We start from the raw sequence: 18,452 nt of genomic DNA, 5'->3' as shown, positions 1-18,452 counted from the left end.
AATAGTTTAGTAATCGTTTTTATACTTTTTATAATTATCTAGTTCTAACCAAAATGTATAGCAGTCTGCTATCATTTTATTCTCCCAGTTTTTATCTGCCTTTAAATCTTCCCAATCTTTGCCTAACAAATTCTCACAAAGTTTATAAAAGCCATCACCTTGTTCTCGCTTTCCAAGTTTATGAGTAATTAAGGCACTAAGCAAAGGTCTTCCTTTACTATATTCATGAACTGAAACTTCACCTAACCATTCACCAATTAAATCTCTATCTAAAACATTATTGAAATTTAGCCCAAGTTCTAATTGCTCATTTAATTGAGAATATGTCCAAGTCGTTTTTTGTCTTGCAAGTTCAATCAATTTGTATCTGATATCTTTTATCATAATTATGCGACAATTTTTTTAGTTAGCACTAATATTTCCTTGATATCATTTGGTGAAAATACACCACGTATCCCTTTTGGGTGAATGATAGTAAAAGGCGCTTCTATTAAATTACGCTTTTCAATAGTACCTTTTTCTATAATGTAATCTCGTAGTAAATGCAAAAACTCAATTTGATGTGTGCTTAAAGTATTGTGTTCTGCAATAAATTGCTGCACGGCTTTACTCACTTGATCATCAAATCGTTCCAGAATTTCAATACCTAAAACATGTTTTACAAATTGTACTAAGGTTGCCTTTTGATGATTGTAAACCTTGCGTAATAAGGTTTCAGTAATGTGAGGATCTTCTTCGTAGAGCTCTTCTGCCAATAGCTCTGCTTCCTCGATTGTAATGCTTTGTCCTACTTTAAGTTTTTGTAGAATAGGATTCCGTTTTGTCAATTCATTGATGCGCTGTTCTACCATTTCACGATACTTAGAAATGCTTACAGCTTCATTTGCTGGACCGAACTCCACAAACTCCTTTGTCAGTAAGATATCCTTAAAATCAAAGCTTGACGATTGCCCTGTCTTTTTGGTTTCCCTAAAATGAATTAAAGGTGCAATGGTATCTGCTAATTCATCAAATCCGACATCATCAATAACACTCCAGTAATGATTGCTCAGCACTTTATTGATGAATGGTTTATGCTTGGAAACACTATTGATAGACAAAGGTAGTTCTTCTACTAAGGTTTTAATGTTTTCTTTGAGTGCATCAAATTGCTCGGCTTCTTCTGTCATATGTGCTACAGATGTTTCCAGAACATCTTTTCTAAAGCGCATGGCTTTAAAATCGGATTGAGATACAGTTCTAAATAAGGGTTGAATCTGATAACGTAAAAATTCAATTTGCTCTAGGCCAAAGTTATTCCAAAAATCTTTGGTTTTAAGTTTAGCCAAATCAGATTGAGCATCTTGAATTACTACAGATTGCTTTGGTAATGTCGCTAATTGCTCATTAAGTATATTAATCTCTTTAAGAGCAATATCTTTTTTATCCAGTTCTAGCGCGAGTTCGATTTTATCGAGTCTTAGACCAAAATAACGTACAGGTAATGGAATTTGAGCTTTTAGTTCTTTACCTTTTGGGTTGAGTTTAAAATATTCAAAATTGTCCCAACAATCTAAAATTAAAAACACATCTTTTTCTGGACACCAAGGCTTCATTTTGGCAGGCTCTAAAAGACGAGTGCCTCGCCCTATCATTTGCCAAAACTTAGTATAAGAATAGACAGGTTTTGCAAATACCAAATTCACTAGCTCACGCACATCGATACCAGTATCGAGCATATCAACACTTATTGCCACTCTAGGCATATCATTATTGGTAAATTGATGTAATAAGCCTCCTTTACCATAAACCCTTGGGTCATCAGAAACCATGACTTTAGCTAATTCGCCAGTATATTCAGGATATAAAGCGTCAAATATTTTTTCAATTCGCCTTGCATGGCTTATCGTAGAACAAAAGAAAATCGTCTTACCAGGAAGCACACCATTTGGGTCTTTGATGCACTCTTCCATAAATTGTTTTACAATGGTAACATTAGTACCTTTATTGACGACCGCTTTTTCGAGTTCCGTACCTTCAAAATTTATTTCAGCAACTTCTTTCCCTTCAAGAATTAGGCGTTTTTGGTCTTCTAGACTTATAGTCCGTTTGCTAATTCCTTCAGATTGAAATTTCGTTTGCAGTTTCATCACCTGAAAATTGCATAGATATGGCGGAATATTATTTACAGCTTCTTCATAGGAATAGGCAAACGTAGGTAAACCATCATCACAGTTAAATAACTTAAACGTATTATGGTCGATAACATCGGTTGGAGTTGCCGTTAAACCTAGAGTAGTTGTATTAAAATAATTTAGTACTTCTTGATAGGTATTGTATATGGAACGATGCGATTCGTCAACAACAATTAAATCAAAAAAGTGAGGTGATAATGTATCGATGTCATCTCTAATAATATTCAACATAGTTGGATAGGTAGATATATAAATACGTCTATCTGTCGCGATACTTTTCTCACCAACTTTTGGCCAACGAGGTTCGTTAGGCAAATGTTCTTTGAAAGCATCCAAGGCTTGATTCCGTAATGCAATCCTATCTACTAAAAACAAGACACGCTCAGCCCAACCTGCTCGCATTAGTCCATCGACTAACGCTATACAAGTTCTCGTTTTTCCTGTACCTGTTGCCATAACCAAAAGAAACTTTTGGCGTTTCTTTTCCATGCCTTCCATTACTGAACGAATGGCTTGTATTTGATAATCTCGACCAGCGATGTCTACGTTAATTAATTCTTGTGCAAGCTTCTTTCTATTCTTACGAATAAATTTATAGCGTTCTAAATCATCGCGTGTTGGGAATCCTATTACTTTCTTTGGTGGATAGTTTCCTAAATCCCAGAAATACGTTTCGTGTCCATTGGTATAAAAACAAAATGGTAGGGTTCCAGTTTCTTGCTCAATATTTAGGCAGTATTGTTTAGCTTGCTCTCTGCCTAATTCTGCATCTTTGGATGTTCTCTTTGCCTCAACAACAGCCAATGGTTTACCGTCTTTGCCTAAAAGAACATAATCATTGAATTGAATTGAGTAGTCTTTTTCTGGTTCATTTAATGAATTAGAGCCCAAAGTCGACTCAATGACCACTTGAGTTTGGTCACTGATATTCCAGCCCGCTGAAAGCAGATTTTTATCTATAATTTGTTTTCTGGTTTGTTTTTCGTTCACAAAAGTCTATATCAAGTGCTATTGATATTAATCTAAAAGGGAGAGTTTAAAGATAAAAAAAGCCTTGGAGTGGGCAAGGGATTTTACAGTAAAAATAGTAAGGCTAGACCTTGCTGTATCAAGCTAGTCGTTGCCATCACTTATACAATCCCAAATCCCACCGCTTTCACGATGAATAATGACATCAGAGTTATAGCGCTTGGTATACATTTTATTTTATTGGTGGCATCAGTTTTGGTTCGTAGTAAAACCAAGGCAAGGTAAGTGTAGGGCAGAGGAGCATGGCCTAGCGCAGCGATTGCCATGCGCATGATAAACCTTGTTGACAGGTTTTCAAGAACTAAAAATGTAGCCTAGATTTTTTTGAATCTTTTTTGATCAATGCAAAAAAGATTAAATCTAATTTATAACATTGACAACCTAAATAAATCTCTATAACTCATCCAATACCAAATCCCACCGCTTTCATGATGAATAATGACATTGGTAGTATAGCATTTGACTTTCATTTTACAGGTGGTATCCGTTTTTGGTTTGTAGTAACATCAAGGCAAGGTAAGTGGAGGGCAGAGGAGCATGGCCTAGCGCAGCGATTGCCATGCGCATGATAAACCTTGTTGACAGGTTTTCAAGAACTAAAAGTGCAGCCTAGATTTTTTTGAATCTTTTTTGATCAATGCAAAAAAGATTAAATCTAATTTATAACATTGAAAACCTACATAAATCTCTATAACTCACCCAATCCCAAATCTCACCGCTTTCACGATGAATAATTACATTGGCATGATATCATTTTACTAATTTTTCAATACCTTTAGTTCATATTAAAATAAGTGATTATGAAAGCATTGTATGTATTAATTGGTCTTCTAGTGTTAGCCGCATTTTACGGTGTTGGCATTTATAACAGATTGGTAAAATTAAAGACCCTAGTCAGTGAAGCCTGGAGTGGTATTGACGTGCAATTAAAAAAACGTTATAATTTAATTCCCAACCTCGTAGAAACTGTAAAAGGCTACGCCAAACACGAAAAAGATACTTTTGAGAATGTGACTAAAGCGAGAAGCCAAGCTCAAAATGCAACTACTGTTAATGAACAACAAGCTGCTGAAAATCAGTTAAACAAGGCGTTGATTAACCTATATGCTGTGGCTGAGCAATATCCTGAGCTCAAAGCCAACGAAAATTTCTTAAATCTGCAAAACGAATTATCGGTGATTGAAGGTGATATTGAAAAATCCAGACGTTACTATAATGGCACCACACGCGATTATAATATTTTAATTGATTCGTTTCCTTCAAATATTATTGCTGGGATGACCAACTTTAAGACAGCCGAATTTTTTGAAATTGAGAGTTCTGAAGAACGAGAAAATCCACAAGTAAAATTCTAAGCGTTGCAGAAACTTTTATGCATCATACTCCTGGTTAGCAACTCTTATGCTTTGTTTTCGCAAAGTGAAAGCGTGCTGTCTTTTCATTCAGCTATTGTAGTCGATACCTCAAGTGCCATTACGGTAAAAGAGTCGATTAAAATTTATGCCAATGGCACTATTTTTAAAAGAGGCATTACTCGAACTCTCCCAACGGTAAGTGTGGATAGTGCTGGTAACAAGCTAAGACACGATTTTAAAATTCTTTCTGTAGAAAGAGATGGTAGTGCATCAAACTATCACACCGAGAGAGGCAGTGGGACTACCACCATCTATGTAGGTGATAAGGATGTGTTTTTAACTGAAGGGACCTATGACTATACCATTACGTATAGCATGAGTCGACAAATTCGCTTTTTTGAAACCTATGATGAACTCTACTGGAATGTCAATGGGTTTGATTGGGACTTAGCGTTTGGTGAGGTGTCCTGTAACATCACATTGCCATCAACAGGTCACATTATACAAAATGCGTGTTATACAGGACGCTATGGTAGCAGTAGTACCAACTGTAGTGCAACATTACTATCTGAGAATAGCATACGTTTTAGTGCTAATGATTTAAGGGCTGGCGAAAACTTAACTGTTGCGGTAGGGTTTGGTAAAGGGAGCGTGAACCAACCGCCACCACCTCCGCCGCCAACATTTTTTCAAAAGTTTGGAGCGCTCATTTTAAGCTCATGTATTAGTTTATTACTCTTGCTGTATTACGGATACACCTGGTTGAGATTTGGTATCGATCCACCAAAGCCAACCGTGATTCCACAGTTTGAAGTGCCACGTCAAATGACACCTGCTTCTATAGGGATGTTAGATAAACAGCGCTATCATGGCGACTTAATTACAGGCACGATTTTAAATTTAGCTGTAAAAGGCTATCTTAAAATTAAAGAAGAAACACAAGACTATGTGTTTGGCTTGTTTAAAAGTCAAACGTTTATCATTCATAAATTAAAGGAAGATACAGGGATGCTTAATAACGAAGAGCGCGTACTGTTCTCGAAGTTATTCTCTGACGAAGACCAAATCACCTTAAATGGGAAATACGATTCTAAAATACTAAGTGCTGTTACAGCATTTAGAAGCTCACTAAAACAACAGCATCACGGATTAATTTATGAAGGCTTTAATTACAAATTTTGGTTAATTCCATTGTTTACTATAGTGGCATATGTTGTGTCATTTGTTATACTTGCTTCACGATACTTTGAAGGCGATAATGATGGCTTGATATTCGGTGTGTTTTTGGTGATTAATATTATTTGCTTTTTGATCTATCAATATTTAATCAGAAAACCTAGTTTAGAAAAGTTGAAACTTAAATCATTGATTGAAGGCTTTAAAATGTACATGAGTGCTGCCGAGGATAAGCAAATAGCACATTTTAATCCGCCAGATTTGACACCAGAAATTTTTGAAAAGCTCTTACCTTATGCTATTGTATTGGGAGCTGAAGATGTCTGGGGCGAAAAATTTCAGAAGCTCATCAACACAGCTATGGTTGACCAAAGTTATCAGCCAACATGGTACGATGGTCGTGTGACCAACTTCTCAACCTTTAACCATACCTTAAATTCGTCATTATCTAATTCTATTAGCAGGTCTGCAACACCACCATCGAGTAGTGGTAGTGGTTCTGGCGGCGGCGGATTCTCTGGTGGCGGCGGAGGCGGAGGCGGTGGAGGCGGCTGGTAGTTGTCGCTTCTTATAGTTTTAACTCCGTGATTTGTTGAGCCTTCCTGCGGCTAAGGAGTTAATCTTTTACATAGTAAGGTTTTCTATTTGACCCGATTGAAGTTCGATTTTAAAAAGAGCCTTCAGTGTCCTAATTAATCCGTCTATTTAACGTTTGATATGCAAGACTTCCATCGCATGGATTCTTTTTGATAATAGTAATGGAGTTTCCATCGCTACTCATTTCAATAATTCCTGACATCCATAGTACATATGATGTATTTGGGAATAGCCACATGACTTCACATCGCCACTTATTGTTCCCTGCTTTTTGAATATTTTTTAATATGAGACTGCCTTTATCAATATTATAATTTTGCCAATAGTTTATATCCGTTGTTTGGAACAAACTCGCATTGTTACTGTCTATTTGAAACGCAATATAATTATTGCCCCAAATACCGCTAAGTTCATTATTTCTTATGTCGTTAGGTGAGTCATCAAATAATTCAATGCGGTCATTTATATTACCATTATCTTGATTATTATCATCAGGTGAAGTTTCAAAAATATCCACATTTTCATATATATCATCAGGACTTTGGTCATTATTAAAGGTATTGTTAGCACCTATAGTTAAAGGCGGTATCTTTTCACTATAACTGATGTACATACGGTAATACGCAGGACGATTGCCCTTACTACTAATGCTTACTTGGTATTCTCCACCAGCAACAACATCCATATGACCTTTAAAATCTGATTTGTAATCAACCAATGTCGAAGTTTTTACCCCTTTATGCATGACCAATACTTTAAATAAAGGGTATTCTGAAACATCTTTTGTATTAAATTTCCGCCAAGCCCTTTGCCAAACGTCCATAGCATCTAACGAAAATGCTTCGAGATGAAAATACACTTTCCCTGAGACACTAGGAGTAAACCATAAGACATCTCTTGAGTTATTATGTGTATAGGCAGATTTTTTTGCAAGTCTATTGTTTTCTGATCTACGCATCCATGTTTCAATATTTAAAGAACTCACAACGTTAATACTATTATTATTTAATGCCGTCATTCCTAAATCAATGGGATAGCCTGCACTAACATTAGGATTGTACGCGCCTCTGTTTGTTCCTAAATTTCCACTATAACTGTTAACATTAAGATCTTGTATCACACCAACTTGATACGTTAATGGTAAATATTTACCTTGGCCTTCACCATATTTTCCAACAACTACTAAATAATAAGTACCAGGATAAGCATAAAAAGAAGCACTATCTGTAACATTCCAACCGTCATCTCTTCTATAGCTATCATAACTTTTAATACTGAGTTTCTTAAGAACTAAACCGTCCTCTGTTCTATTATCATTGCCATAAATACGTAGTGATAAGGTTCCTTTTTCATTATATGCAATAGGATTTGCTACAATGGATAAAACACCTTCGTTAACCACTTTAATCTCATACAAATCAATATCTGCATCATTGTGATTTGGCCATTTACTCAATACAGAACCTTGCCTATGTTTACCATTAACTTCTAAAGGCATAACAGGCGAAATTTCTCCTCTAGTTGTTCCGTCGTAAGCATGTGTAAGTTTGTAAATAACGTTTTCAGGTCCTGGCTGATAATTAGGATACATATTGTAAACGTTTTGTGCAGAAGTTAGAAAACTCCCAAAAAAAGCAATCAGCGCAATAAGAATTCTGGTTTTCATAATCTGATGTTTTATATGTTAAGCTTTATGATGTTTATTTTTCCTTTTACCGTAAACCACTGGCATAAATTATGTAGCTTTTTACTTCCAATTTTGAATTTTAAAGTTACCGAAACTAAAAAGCGGATGAAATGATTTATATCAGTATTAGAGAGTATTTAGAGGAGTGCTGCCCTAAAGTATCTCGAAGAATACAAACTATATATTGACAATAAGAAGTGTGATTTTTCTGATTGAGTCGAATCTTGAAAACTTTCAATGCTCTAGTAGTAAATCTACATAGATTTCTAAATTTTTATTTTAAGAATGTGTGCCATGCAGTTAAACTATGATTATTCTTTATAACTGATACGATCTCGAATCCCACCACTTTCCCGATGAATAATCACATCCGCCTTATAGCGCTTAGCTAATACCTTAGCCTTATTAATCGCAGTGCTCTGCTTTCGGTGCTTAGACGTAATACGTTTGTTACCTTCTCTCCGAACTGCCCAACCGTCCTGATAGGGCACCACATGTTGATGCCAGGTGCGTTTCCGTTTGGTGTTGTAACCCAAAGCTTTTAAAATGGCTTGAATGAGGTTTTGGATGTCGTTTGCTATTGAGTTTTGTTTGGGCATGGGTTGATGAGACTTTGTCTTACTGTTGTAAATGTAGTTGTACTTTTTTGATGGACCAAAAAAGCTACCAAAAAAGTCCTATACTGCCGACAGCGGATTCCGACGTTGTCGGACATGTATCTTACTCAGATATTAAATAAATAGGATATTAGTATAACTACGATTTTATTAAAACTTACACTTCGCCCTAAGTTTAAAGCTTGGGACCCAAAAGCAGTAGAAAGCGTCAAAAACAAATAAGGGTTTGAGACTTTGCGAGGAGCAAAGTTGAGTTCTTTTTGTTTAGCTTTCAATGGTAATTTGGGTAAGGTTTAAAGTTCAGGCTAGATGTTTTTATTGAATGTGTGTTAACCGAACTGGTTTATATTATTAATTCATCAAGATAAACTATTATTCAAAGTCTATTCCTGCAGTGGCACACCACTCTACAATCGTATCATAAGTTTTTTTATTAATAAAAACAGCAGAATTACAACCTATACCTTTTGTCCCTCTAGAATGCACACCCGCAATTTGATACTCATTGTTAGCATTTTTAAACCAAATTGGTGATCCACTATTTCTGGGAGCTGTGAATATATCGTATGATAATTTAGAACCATTCACAGCAAAATTATTAGTATGAGCAGTCCAAATTTGGAATTTATCCTTGTCTCCAGGTGATCCTGTAATGTTGATTGGACCATCGATATCAGTTTCAGAAGTCATTGGTTTTACAATAAAATGACCACCTAATGCTCTATATACAGAATCATCGGGTAGTATGATGATAGAAAAGTCATCTTCTATTTTGGGAGATAACCAATACCCATCACTAAAAAATTTTGTTTTGCCTTTTTTAAGTCTGACATTCTGCTTAATGATATAGTTGTCCTCATCGGTACTGCCGAAATACAATGTGACATTTTTCACGGATGAAAAGACAAATGGAAAAGATTTACTAAACATAAAAAATGCGGTGTTGTGACCAGCAGTTAGAACAACTCTAGGATGAATTAAAATTCCCGTTCCTAGTGTTGTGTTTGTCCATCCTCTTCGCATTTCCATATAGCATGTGTAAGAACTTGGATCATTATTATCAAGTATCTGCGTCCTATTTAACGGATCTGGTTTGCAGTCTAAATTTTGAGCTGATACTACTGTGCTTAAAGCACATATAACTAGCCACGCTAATTTGATTCTCATATTAAATGTATTTAAAAATTAATTATTAGTTCATTATGTTATCAATTCGTACTACTTTTTCACCTTCACAATAGGGCAGTTTACACACATTAATTTCGTTGCAACTCCCGTTAAACTTATAGTCTAATTCTCCCGATACAAGAATGCCTATCACATTATGAGTTTGCCTGTTAAAAACTGGTGAGCCCGAATTTCCCTGAAAGCTATCAAGTGTCGTATAGAAATAGTGTGAATTTGAATTGTCTAAAATCCCGGCGTTTAAGGCTATTTTTTTTGGGATTCCACTAGGATGACCTATCATATAAACTTCGGTTCTATCATCTAATAATTTAGAGTTTTCCCAAGTCAATACTGGTCTGTTAAGCTCACGGTCTAATGCTACTGTAGTGACATCGTAATAGTCGTTATTATATACTTTTGAAATTGGTGTGTACACATTTTTTTTATGAACGATAGCTTCTACAATCCCATTTTTATTTAACAGTTCAAAACCGAATACAATTACATAGTGCTCCAAATTACGCTGAAAGACATGCTTTGCCGTTGTCATTTGATTTGATCCACTAATAAAAGCGGTTCCTACACCTACAACAGGCTGGTTTTTGAACGGCACATTTCCGCAGAGATTATAAAAATTTTCTAAAGAAGTAGAGATATCTATTTGATAAAACTGTTCGTTGATAAGACTTAATTTCTCTTTTTCTACAATTATGGCTACCGACTTGTTCTTCTTCAGAATTGTGCGTTGCCATTTGATGTCTGGATTAAGGGTTCTAACTTCCACACGACTGTCGTAACGTGACGGACCTCTGAGTCGCTCTGTATTGTAAATGACTTCCTTGTCAAGGTCTTCAATTATAGCTTTTTCGTATTCGGCCTCAAAGTCTTCATCAACTATCACAGACTCTTGTTGAAACTCTTGCGACATAGACTCCAAAATAATTTCAACCCGTTTCTCCTGATACAGTTCTATTTGCTCTACTTTTTCTATAGCCTGAGGTGGTGGAGGCGGCACTTCAATGGTTTGAACAGCCTTCTGCGGTGAAAAGAAATTAAACCTGTTCAGTTTCAATTGTTTCAACTCGTTTTTTTCCTCCTGTGCTTTGAGTTTTACTTTTAAGGAATCTGTTAACTTATTGACTCTAGTACCTGTCGAATCTTTTAGTTGTTGACTCATTATTTGTACAGAATCTTTCGGTTTAACTTGTTGTTCACTCGGCTTATCTTGAGCTGAACACCAGTTAAACGATATAAGAATCGCTATGAATAAACAACATAATTTCATTAGTTACGAGGTCTATTATATATGCTGAATAAAGGAATGTCAAGTGTTACACCAATACCAATTCGAAAGGAATCGTCAAATGTCTTTGCAGATGTTGAGGTTTCTCCTGTCATAGGATCAGTAAAGGTTTCAATCACTTCAAGTTCTGGACCATATTGCGCACCAAAATTGAATGAGAACGGGCCTTTAAGAGGCGACCAAGTGATATAAAGACCAGGTGCAATGATATTTTTAAAATTAAATTCAGGTAAGGTATTCGTAGTATTATCATCATCTAACCTAAACCTTACAGGAGCAGCAATGTCTATAATTGGAACAAATAATCCCAGATTGTGCTTATTGCTCAATTTGGTGTAAATACCTACAGGAGCAGTAAATGCTAGAGTGTTAAATTCTAAATCACTAATAGAGCGTTGTTCAAAACCTGTAAGAAGTCCTGGAAACGAATTTATAGCAATATAATCACCTCGTTTTTTCTTTAAGGCATAACTTCCAGAAGGTAAGGCAAACGCTGAAATCGCCGCTTCTACGTCTTCATCATTTTCTGAAATGGCTATGTCATTGATAAAATGGATGATCTTAATGAGGTTCTGGTCTTTAATTCTAAAGGTGTCTACAACTAATTCTGGTAAATAAGCTTCGATGTACATTCTGAATTGTCGTGTGGCTTCCTTTACTTGCTCATCATCCTTAAGCTCATTAAATGAAATAGTATCTGAAGTGATAACCTTTGAAAAAAGACTTTCGATAAATGTATTTGTTACTTTCGATATTTGTGTTCTAACTGTTGGGTCACTAATAGTATTGTTAAGATAAGTTGTAAGTGGTGTGGTAATTGTATTATCAATATTTATTGAGGCGAACTCAATAAGCGCTGCCTTGAAATTTGTCTTTAACTGACTAACTACCTGATCTCTGGCCGCTTTATACGCCTTATTAGATGCATTAGTTTGAACCAAACCAATAGCAGTATCAATACTCGTAATAATTGTATTGAGATTAGCATTGTTTTTTTTCTGAATAGCCGCTTTAAGAAATAATAGATTGCTTTCTAAAATTTGACGTTCATCTTTATTTTTAGGAATCTTTGTGGCAACCAAAGCTGTTCGGATGACATTAAACTGTTGCACATTGAGAAGTTGCTGCTGAAGATTGTAAATTTTTGAAGCATCAAATCCATTATAGTTGAAATAGGATGGAAGCTCTATTGCTTTAATAATTGCACTGCTAAATTTCTTGGTGTGAATATCCAGAACGATATCATTACTAGTATTTGCAATTTTGAAATAAGAACTTGTATATGCCTCAAGAGATTTTGGTAGTGTGATAGCTAAAGTCTTTAATGGTTGCGTTGTATCTAAGATTTTATCAGCACTTTTTACAGTTTCCAGAGCCATTTCAAGAATACCTTTTATAAGACCATGAACATCTTTGATGTCAACTTTATCGCTATTGTTTTTTGCTTTTTTAATAGCTAAAGCGTCATTATGTATTTTTTCTGCATTGATAGCGATTTGAGAGATCTCCTGAAATAAAAACCTTGCTTTTTTCTCTGTAGCATCAAGGGTTGTTGCACTTATTACATCCATTATTTTACTAAAATCCAGAGAAGTAGTTGTTTTTCCGTTTTTAAATTTTATATCGTAGTATTTGATGTTTTGCTGATTAAGAAAACCAGTGAATAATAAATAAAAATTAAGCTCAGACCCATAATTACTAATAAAGTCAGTTGATACGAATCTCGTTTCAGATTGCTCAGTAATTGTTAAGCTATGCGCAAGCATATTTGAAAGTTTAATTCCATTGGCTAAATTGAATTTTAAATTATTGGATTCTGAAACATCAGACCATCGAGATATGTTTCGACTTGAACCTATGAGATCGAAATAGTCTATTGGATTCTTAATTTTTGATATGTTTGGATAAATCTCTAAGGCTTCGAATGCAAAATCTAAATCTGGATGTTTTTTGAGAATAGCCTGAAATCTAGGTGTACTTTTAAGATGTGTTGCGTTTGATAATAAATTATTTAAGTCACCTTCTATATATTGTTTGATTTCGTCAATAAAATTTAAAACCTGATCGGCTTCAAAACTTTTAATATAGTCAGTGGTAACTGGTAATAATACCATTAACTCATTGAGGTAACTCGAAGGCTTTGGGTTATTAAGATTATCCTTAATTTGATCTACAACATAAGTTGTTAGCTCTTCTTTGATGCGTTTTGCAAGGAATCTACTAAGACCATCAATTAAGGTCTCAAGTGCGAGATCACCTCCTAAAAATGGTAAACTTTTTTGAATGGACGATTGATAATTCTGTGCTGCAAACGTATCAATGTCATTGTTTTGTAAAGTCGCATACTTTTTTATGAATAATTCAATACAGTATTTGATATAATTATTATCATCATAATTAACCCGTAAGGCAACCAAGTTTTTGACATCTTTATAATAACTGGCTTTCAGGTATTCAGACTTGGCTATATGTAATGCATTTGATTCTCTCGCTAAGGTGCTTATAGTACTTCCATTTCCTGAGATATTAAGCGATTTTATATCCTGAAGTTTATTTTTTTGCTCTTCATACGCTTTTAGTTTAGCATCATATACACCAGCATTAGTGTTTATATTAGCCATATTCATATTGTCAATGTCTAGAATGTCATCTCCACTTGATTTAATGATTTTTTTAGAAATAAGCTTTGCGTCGTCGATGTCTACATCGAGATCAGTAGCCATGTAAGAGTTAAAAATAGACATAGCTTTAGCTCTGTCTTTCATGATTTCTTCGGCTCTATTATCTGGACTTACACTATTGTAGTCTTTTTTTAAAATATCGATTAGTGCAGCTGCATCGCCAGCAACTGGTGCTGATTTCTGAGCATAAGAAAAGTTTAAACTAATCAAGATTAGTAAGAAGTAATAATAACGAAATTTCATTTTAGGTTGGTTTAGTTAATATTTTGACGTTCTAAAATTAATAGCAAAGCACACAAAACACCATACCCAATGTTGGGTATATTTCGTGATACTATGTGTAAAGTGTTTTGTATTCTCAACTATACAAATCACTTTCGTCAACAAAATTAACTTCACCAATGACCTAGTTGCCTTAGAGAAGTATTTAAAGGTATAAAAATTTTCTTACTTATGCAGTCGCCAGTTTCGCTTCTAATTGCTCATAATGAATCGCTTTAAAATCTGATACCACTAGATCGGCTTTGTCATAATCCTGATCTTCACTATGGAAACTATCAAAGCCTACACAGTATAATCCTGCAGCTTTTGCAGCAGCAATTCCGTTCGTAGAATCTTCAATCACAAAGCAGTCGTTTGGGATATGACCAGACAGTTCTGCAGCTTTTTCAAAAATTTCAGGGTGAGGCTTAGATGCTTTTAAATCGGCACCTGAGATTTTAGCCACAAAATATTGATTCAGATCAAAGCGTTCAAACACGCGATTGATATTGGTCATCGATGCCGAAGAGGCGAGGACCAAAGTCATCCCATGACTGTGATAATCTTTGATAAGCTCATGCACACCATCAATAAGCGATAATGACGTATCGGTATCAAACAGATGCTTGAAATGATGACGCTTGATATCGACTAAGGTTTGCGGACCTAAAGGCAATTTAAAATGGTCTATGAGTTGTTTGCAAATCTCTAAAGTAGACTGACCCGTGAATGAGGCATAGAGCTCGTCTGAGACTTCGATGTTGACATCGTCAAACATTTGGTAGTAGGCTTTATTGTGTAATGGCTCGGAGTCTACGACAACGCCGTCCATATCAAATAAGGCAGCTTTAAACATTGTTGGTTGAATTAATTAGCATCACGAATATATGTAATTAGGTTTTGATAATCAATAGTTTCTATAGACAAATGTGAGGACAATAGGATTATTGACATTTAAGTTCGATGAAGTGTTATGATCTTCTTTTTTATTAATGCGAAAAGTATTGAAATATATTAGAAGTACTTTTTTAAAGGACTAAAAAAGCTACTAAAAAAGTCCTTCACTGTCGAAGGTATTTTCATTGACTTGAATGTCAATGAAACCATAAATAAAACACTACATAGCTTCCAAGGCTTCAGCTATTTTTAACGTATTTTATTGATGATACTGCCGACAGCAGATTCCGACGATGTCGGAAATGTATCTTACTCACTTCCTGAGTAATCACGATAGCATAAAACGCCCTAAGTTTAAACCTTGGCACCCAAAAGTAGAAGTAAGCGTTAAAAACAAAAAGTTGTCTGAGACTTTACAAATAGTAAAGTTGAGTTCTTTTTGTTTAGCTTTCAATGCTAATTTGGGTAAGGTTTAAAGTTTAGGCTAGATTTTTTGAATACTTTTTTATCAATGAAAAAAGTATTGAAATATATTAGAAGTACTTTTTCAAAGACTAAAAAAGCTACCAAAAAAGTCTTTTACTGTCTAAGGTATTTCCATTGACTTGAATGTCAATGTAACTATAAGTAAAACATTACACAGCTTTCAAGGCTTCAGCTATGCTTAATGTGTTTTACGTATGATAATGCCAACAGCGATTCTGACGATGTTGGATATATATCTAATGAGCTTTGTGTAATCATTAAAACTGAATGAAAAAGTATTTTTTTTGATAATTAAAAAGAAAATCGCATCTTTACAGCCTTATGATTGTTTAAGTCCACACTTCAGAATATATCACATCACAGTGATAACCTAAATTACAACGAGTTTCGCGCACGTTGTCATGTCTATTTTACAGCCAACAATCATGTCAAAATCAAACATATCATTCAAACAATTTGTCTCATACCTCAAACTTGCGGTTTCTGGTAAAGAACAAGAATTTACTTCCGGAAGCATCAGACGAGCAGTCTTTATGTTGTCTATTCCTATGATCCTCGAAATGCTCATGGAATCCATCTTCGCTGTCGTCGATATCTTCTATGTGTCTAAAGTGAGTGTCAATGCTGTAGCAACTATTGGTCTCACCGAATCTGTCATCACATTGGTTTATGCGGTTGCTATCGGACTCAGCATGGCAGCCACTGCTATTGTAGCGCGTCGTATTGGCGAAAAAGATAATGAAGGAGCTTCGCAAGCTGCTGTACAGGTCATTTTCCTCGGTATTGCTGTTGCAGCAGTTATTAGTGTTATTGGTATCCTATTTCCGAAGGAAATATTAGATCTCATGGGAGGCGAACCCGATTTGATAGAAGAAGGTTACGGTTACACGCAGGTGCTTCTCGGCGGAAATGTAACCATCATGTTACTGTTCTTAATTAATGCAGTTTTCAGAGGGGCAGGTGATGCATCTATTGCCATGTGGACCTTGATCCTCTCTAATGGATTGAACATTATTCTGGATCCGATGTTTATTTTTGGTTTCGGACCTATTCCAGCATATGGCGTGGAAGGTGCTGCTATAGCAACCACAATCGGAAGAGGTTCTGCAGTGCTCTTTCAATTACTAGTGTTATTCTATGGATGGAGTAAAATTAAAGTCGGATTCAAAGATGTCGTTCTGAGAGTCGCTGTGATGCTTAACTTGATCAAAGTCTCTTTAGGTGGTATTGGGCAATTCCTGATTGGAACGTCCTCATGGGTATTTCTCATGCGAATCATGAGTGAGTTTGGTAGTGAAGTGCTCGCTGGATATACCATCGCTATTCGTGTGATGATGTTTACCTTTATGCCAGCATGGGGAATGAGTAATGCGGCAGCCACTTTGGTTGGGCAAAACCTGGGTGCCCAGCAACCTGGACGTGCCGAACAATCTGTTTGGAAAACCGGAAAGTATTGTGCCATTTTTATGGGCTTAGTATCCATTGCGTATCTCGTATTTGCACCAGAGATCATTTCGTGGTTTACACAAGAGCCTAATGTGGTTGAAAACGGAAGCCTTTGTCTTCGTGTCATTGCTGCAGGCTATATTTTCTATGCTTACGGAATGGTGGTCATCAATTCTTTTAATGGTGCAGGAGATACCATTACACCAACCATTATTAATTTTATCTGTTTTTGGTTGTTTCAATTACCATTTGCCTATCTCATGGCCATCAGTTTTGATTTCGGACCAATGGGTGTTTTCCTGGCTATTGTTCTGGCAGAAGTTCTCATTTCAATCATAGCCATTATCTGGTTTAGAAAAGGTCGCTGGAAGCTTACTAAGGTCTAAATTGTTATTCCATCATGTGTTTTTCACGTATTATATGTCTGAAAATCAACATTAAAAGTTAAATTTGGTAGTTTAACGATTAAATTGTTGAACACCACTGTTTCGATGTACTTTTAATAATCCCTACATTGATTAATAGCCCAAATTTAATGAGCAAATTTACAGTCTTGGTGGTTTTTCCATTTTAGGATAGACGACTGTGCTTGTAGGTTAACTTGTGTATAAAAGTTATTAATGATGAAAGGATGTCGTTTAATTATTAGCGTTTTGCTCCTTCTGGTAGGAGTTAATTTGTCATTTGCACAAAATGAATCATCAGTTGATGAAAGTAATATTATACTAGATTTCGGATCTGGAAATCAGTACTTTAATCTGTTTAATTCTGGTAATCCTAATTTTCAGGGAAATACTTTTGGTCCATTTAATTGCGGAGATACATTTATTTTAAATGGTGCTCAACAATTAACACATAAATGCGGTGATCATAACATTAGTTATTCTGAATTAAACTATAGAATTTATCAAGGCGCAACGCCACCTGCTTTCAGTCAGCTTGAAATATTATATAATTCAGATCTTGGTACGTTCAATTATTGTGCTGGTACAAGTAATGATCAAAATTGGCAAACCAATGCAGCTGGAATAGATATTTTAGCAGGTTTAACTCCTGGGACCTATACTATTGAAGTGTATACATTAGCCAACTATGAATCTTTAATTGATGGTAATGGTACACATTTTATTTCAAACTTTGGGGCTAATTTTATAGCGACTTTTACAGTGGTCGATAATACGGCTCCAGTTCCTGATATTGCAAATCTTTCAGATATTACAGCCCAATGTGAAGTCACAAGTTTAACTGCACCGACAGCAACAGATGATTGTGGTGGAACAATTACTGTGACTAATAATGCAACACTTCCTATTAATACACAAGGTACTACAGTTGTAATATGGACTTATGATGATGGTAACGGAAACACAAGTACTCAAAACCAGAATGTGATTATCGATGATGTTACTGATCCAGTGATACCAACCTTATCTGATGTGACAGGCGAATGTTCAGCCACAGCTACAGCACCAACCACAACGGATAACTGCTCAGGCACGCTCACAGGAACCACAAGTGATCCACTGACCTATAACACGCAAGGGACATTTGTAATCAACTGGACCTTCGATGATGG

The 18,452-nt window shown here is 35.6% G+C and carries 12 protein-coding genes; 4 read left to right on the top strand and 8 right to left on the bottom strand.

Annotated features, from left to right (window positions below; translation table 11 throughout):
- Positions 1 to 6: 6 nt before the first annotated feature.
- Positions 7 to 384 (bottom strand): hypothetical protein, encoded by a 378-nt coding sequence (locus tag Q0951_RS16245; RefSeq protein WP_299339186.1) that lies wholly within the window; start codon positions 382 to 384, stop codon positions 7 to 9.
- Between the two features lie 2 nt (positions 385 to 386).
- Positions 387 to 3,164, bottom strand: coding sequence for a DEAD/DEAH box helicase family protein (locus Q0951_RS16240; protein ID WP_299339183.1), 2,778 nt, complete (start codon positions 3,162 to 3,164; stop codon positions 387 to 389).
- Positions 3,165 to 4,003: 839 nt separating this feature from the next.
- Here Q0951_RS16240 and Q0951_RS16235 point away from each other — a divergent pair.
- Together Q0951_RS16235 and Q0951_RS16230 are read left to right on the top strand one after the other, a co-directional pair.
- Entirely contained in the window at positions 4,004 to 4,558 is a 555-nt protein-coding gene (locus tag Q0951_RS16235; RefSeq protein WP_299339181.1) for a LemA family protein, read from the top strand.
- Between the two features lie 3 nt (positions 4,559 to 4,561).
- On the top strand, positions 4,562 to 6,292 hold the full coding sequence (locus Q0951_RS16230; RefSeq protein WP_299339178.1) for a DUF2207 domain-containing protein: 1,731 nt from the start codon (positions 4,562 to 4,564) through the stop codon (positions 6,290 to 6,292).
- Positions 6,293 to 6,422: 130 nt separating this feature from the next.
- On the opposite strand, the gene Q0951_RS16225 is transcribed toward Q0951_RS16230, so the two are convergent.
- From Q0951_RS16225 to Q0951_RS16200, 6 genes are all read right to left on the bottom strand, one after another.
- Complete coding sequence (locus Q0951_RS16225) at positions 6,423 to 7,997, bottom strand: hypothetical protein (RefSeq protein WP_299339176.1); 1,575 nt, start codon at positions 7,995 to 7,997, stop codon at positions 6,423 to 6,425.
- A gap of 332 nt (positions 7,998 to 8,329) precedes the next feature.
- Positions 8,330 to 8,617 carry a DUF2188 domain-containing protein gene (locus Q0951_RS16220; RefSeq protein ID WP_299339173.1) on the bottom strand — a complete coding sequence of 96 codons (288 nt, stop codon included), beginning with the start codon at positions 8,615 to 8,617 and terminating at the stop codon, positions 8,330 to 8,332.
- Positions 8,618 to 9,007: 390 nt separating this feature from the next.
- The gene (locus Q0951_RS16215; protein ID WP_299339170.1) at positions 9,008 to 9,802 is read right to left on the bottom strand and encodes a hypothetical protein; all 795 of its coding nucleotides are present in this window, start codon (positions 9,800 to 9,802) and stop codon (positions 9,008 to 9,010) included.
- Positions 9,803 to 9,827: 25 nt separating this feature from the next.
- Positions 9,828 to 10,979 (bottom strand): serine protease, encoded by a 1,152-nt coding sequence (locus Q0951_RS16210; protein WP_299339167.1) that lies wholly within the window; start codon positions 10,977 to 10,979, stop codon positions 9,828 to 9,830.
- 107 nt (positions 10,980 to 11,086) lie between these two features.
- On the bottom strand, positions 11,087 to 14,029 hold the full coding sequence (locus Q0951_RS16205) for a hypothetical protein (RefSeq protein WP_299339164.1): 2,943 nt from the start codon (positions 14,027 to 14,029) through the stop codon (positions 11,087 to 11,089).
- A gap of 208 nt (positions 14,030 to 14,237) precedes the next feature.
- Positions 14,238 to 14,903 (bottom strand): HAD family phosphatase, encoded by a 666-nt coding sequence (locus tag Q0951_RS16200; RefSeq protein ID WP_299339161.1) that lies wholly within the window; start codon positions 14,901 to 14,903, stop codon positions 14,238 to 14,240.
- A 952-nt stretch (positions 14,904 to 15,855) separates the two neighbouring features.
- On the opposite strand from Q0951_RS16200, the gene Q0951_RS16195 reads away from it, so the two are divergent.
- Together Q0951_RS16195 and Q0951_RS16190 are read left to right on the top strand one after the other, a co-directional pair.
- Positions 15,856 to 17,262, top strand: a complete 1,407-nt coding sequence (locus Q0951_RS16195; RefSeq protein ID WP_299339158.1) for an MATE family efflux transporter — start codon at positions 15,856 to 15,858, stop codon at positions 17,260 to 17,262.
- 234 nt (positions 17,263 to 17,496) lie between these two features.
- Positions 17,497 to 18,452 (top strand): hypothetical protein (locus tag Q0951_RS16190; RefSeq protein WP_299339155.1); only part of this gene is annotated, 956 nt, incomplete at its 3' end.

Source organism: uncultured Psychroserpens sp. (assembly GCF_947501425.1).
Lineage (GTDB): Bacteria > Bacteroidota > Bacteroidia > Flavobacteriales > Flavobacteriaceae > Psychroserpens.
This window is presented reverse-complemented; position numbering and strand designations above follow the sequence as displayed.

Coding starts and splice junctions, on each gene's coding strand:
- Q0951_RS16195 (WP_299339158.1), top strand. CDS start 15,856: ATGTCAAAATCAAACATATCATTCAAACAATTTGTCTCATACCTCAAA.
- Q0951_RS16220 (WP_299339173.1), bottom strand. CDS start 8,617: ATGCCCAAACAAAACTCAATAGCAAACGACATCCAAAACCTCATTCAA.
- Q0951_RS16235 (WP_299339181.1), top strand. CDS start 4,004: ATGAAAGCATTGTATGTATTAATTGGTCTTCTAGTGTTAGCCGCATTT.
- Q0951_RS16200 (WP_299339161.1), bottom strand. CDS start 14,903: ATGTTTAAAGCTGCCTTATTTGATATGGACGGCGTTGTCGTAGACTCC.
- Q0951_RS16245 (WP_299339186.1), bottom strand. CDS start 384: ATGATAAAAGATATCAGATACAAATTGATTGAACTTGCAAGACAAAAA.
- Q0951_RS16205 (WP_299339164.1), bottom strand. CDS start 14,029: ATGAAATTTCGTTATTATTACTTCTTACTAATCTTGATTAGTTTAAAC.
- Q0951_RS16210 (WP_299339167.1), bottom strand. CDS start 10,979: ATGAGTCAACAACTAAAAGATTCGACAGGTACTAGAGTCAATAAGTTA.
- Q0951_RS16225 (WP_299339176.1), bottom strand. CDS start 7,997: ATGAAAACCAGAATTCTTATTGCGCTGATTGCTTTTTTTGGGAGTTTT.
- Q0951_RS16215 (WP_299339170.1), bottom strand. CDS start 9,802: ATGAGAATCAAATTAGCGTGGCTAGTTATATGTGCTTTAAGCACAGTA.